The sequence below is a fragment of the Nocardia lijiangensis NBRC 108240 genome (assembly GCF_001613045.1).
Lineage (GTDB): Bacteria > Actinomycetota > Actinomycetes > Mycobacteriales > Mycobacteriaceae > Nocardia > Nocardia lijiangensis.
The window spans coordinates 1-2,425 of the sequence record NZ_BDBP01000205.1 but is presented as its reverse complement, the minus strand read 5'-3'; the positions used below and the strand labels follow the sequence as shown (position 1 = coordinate 2,425).

The window sequence follows — 2,425 nt, the reverse complement described above, 5'->3', positions numbered from 1 at the left end:
GCAGGAGGCCCAGGCCGGCGTGCGGGCGTGGGAGGCGAGCAGGCCGCCCTCGGGCGGTGCGCAGGCGGGCGCGGTGCTCGGCGGCATCCTGCTGGAGGGCCTGCTACGCGGCGCGGCGATGCGGCACGGCTCCGGCGGCGGATACCGGCCCGGCTCCTACGGTGGTTCCAGCGGGTCGCGACGGGTCAGCAGGGGCGGGCGGTTCTGATGCCGAGTCCGCGCGCCGCTTGACCCTGACACGGTGTGAGGTCGTAAACCGGAGATGTCATGTTCGGTATCGGAGATTTCGCCAGACACGGACGGGTGTCGGTGCGCATGCTGCGCCACTACGACGGCATCGGGCTGCTGCGGCCCGACGTGGTCGACCCCGCCACGGGCTATCGGTTCTACGCGGCGGGCCAGCTCGCCCGGCTCAACCGGATCATCGCGCTGAAGGAACTCGGCTTCACGCTGGAACAGGTGCGCCGGATCCTCGACGAGGACGTGAGCGGGGCGGAACTGCGCGGCATGCTCACCCTGCGCCGCGCGGAACTGGAACAGCGCATCGCGGCGGACCGGGACCGGCTCGCCCAGGTCGAGACGAGACTCCGCGTCATCGAGAAGGAGGGCGTCATGCCCGTGCACGATGTGATCGTCAAATCCGTTCCCGCCGTCCGCGTCGCCGAATTGACCGGCGAAGCAGGAGATTTCGAACCACAGTCGATCGAGCCCGTGGTGGGTTCACTGTTCGACGAGCTGTGTGATCGGTTGGAGCGCGCGGGCATCACGCCCGCCGGGCCCGCCATCGCCTACTACGACGAGCGCGCCGACGGGTCGGTCTTGGTGCACGCCGCGCTGCCGGTCACCGCGGAACCCCGAGCGGGGCAGGACTTCTCGATCATCGATCTGCCTGCCGTCGATCAGGCGGCCACCGTGGTGCACCGCGGCAACATGAACGAAGTGCTGGAACCGTGGCAGGCGCTCGGACAATGGATCGATGCCAACGGCTACCGTTCCCACGGCCCGTCGCGCGAGGTCACCCTGGAGTTCACCGAGGACCCGAGCGGATGGGTCACGGAGCTGCAGGAGCCGATCGCGCGCCAGTGAGCGGGTCCGGAGTCGCTGCGGCACAGGCATTCTCGCGCCTCACCAAGTGCGGCTCGACGGCGCGCGGCGAAGGAGCAACCTATCCAGGGGGCTATCGACTCGTCGCGCGCCGTGATCCTCGCTCGCGGGCCGTTGCAGGCGCCGCCGGACACCGCAACCGGGATGAACACCATCCCTCGCTGTTGTTCTGCACTACTCGCCGGTCGTTCGAGTCGAGCGGCGTCGGCATGCCCTGCGAAGCAGGGCAGCTCGAGCGCGGTCAGCTCCACGGTGACGATGATGTCGAGGAACGCCCGGTGCGCCGCCTGCTCAGACCTGCACGGTGACAGCGTGGATTCCGGTGGGTCCCGCGGGGAACGGCGCGCGGGTGGCGCTTTCCTGGACCTGTCCGGAGCGGCTGATCGCGCGGGCGCGGAGGGTGTGCGCGCCCGGCGGGAGCTCGAGGGTGGTGCGCCAGCGACGCCAGGCGGCGGGCGCCAGTTCGGTGCCCAGATCGACCGGGCGCCAAGCGCCTTCGTCGACGCTGAGCTCCACCTCCGCCACGCCGTGCGGCGGTGCCCAGGCGACGCCGGCGACGGTGAGCGTGCCCGCGACCGTGCGGCCCGGGGCGGTGGTGTCGATACGGGCGTGCGGCTCGACCCAGAGCAGATCCGTCGGCCAACCGCGTTTCACCCAGTAGTCGGTGTGGCTGTCGTCGGTGAGTTGCAGTTCGGACAGCCATTTCGCGCCGGTGTACTGACCGTACAGACCGGGGACGAAGACGCGGGCCGGGAAGCCGTGCTCGGGCGGCAGCGGTGCGCCGTTCATGCCGATCACCAGGTAGCCGGGCAGTTCGCCGGTGCGCAGCGGCTCGGCGGGCAGCGAGATGGTGTAGCCGTCCACGGCGCGGGTGACCAGCCGGGTGGCGCCGGACTCCGGGATGGCGTGCTTCAGCAGGTCGGCCAGCGGCACCCCGAACCAGCGCGCGTTGCCCGCCCTGCCCTGGCCCGCGCGATTGTGCACGCAGACCATGACGGCGTCGAATTCCACTGCGTCGGCGGCCAATTCGGCCAGCGAAAGCCGCAGCGGGTGGGCGACCATGCCGGTGACCGCCAGCCGCCAGCGGTCCGGATCGATGCGCGGCGGGCGCAGGTTCACATCGGCGACGTAGAACCGGCCCGCCGTGGTGATCAGCGGGGAGAGGCCGGGCTCGTCGAGGCCGTCGTCCGGCACCAAGCCGATGCCGCCGAGCGGGCCGACGCGCCGAATCGCGCTGTCCCGCACGCGATCGTGATCACGATGCAGGGTCCGCGCCGCGGCGAGCAATCCCGCGCCGGTCGCCGTCCATGCCAGCGTGCCG

General features: G+C 71.2%; 2 protein-coding genes and 1 pseudogene. 2 read left to right on the top strand and 1 reads right to left on the bottom strand.

Features of this window, described 5'->3' with window-relative positions:
- Both NL1_RS38450 and NL1_RS35895 read left to right on the top strand, forming a co-directional pair.
- Positions 1 to 208: pseudogene (locus NL1_RS38450) on the top strand (TPM domain-containing protein); the annotation flags it as partial.
- A gap of 59 nt (positions 209 to 267) precedes the next feature.
- Positions 268 to 1,086 (top strand): MerR family transcriptional regulator, encoded by an 819-nt coding sequence (locus tag NL1_RS35895; protein WP_067849395.1) that lies wholly within the window; start codon positions 268 to 270, stop codon positions 1,084 to 1,086.
- Between the two features lie 309 nt (positions 1,087 to 1,395).
- On the opposite strand, the gene NL1_RS35890 is transcribed toward NL1_RS35895, so the two are convergent.
- On the bottom strand, positions 1,396 to 2,425 hold a 1,030-nt coding region (locus tag NL1_RS35890), incomplete at its 5' end, for a molybdopterin-dependent oxidoreductase (RefSeq protein ID WP_067849392.1).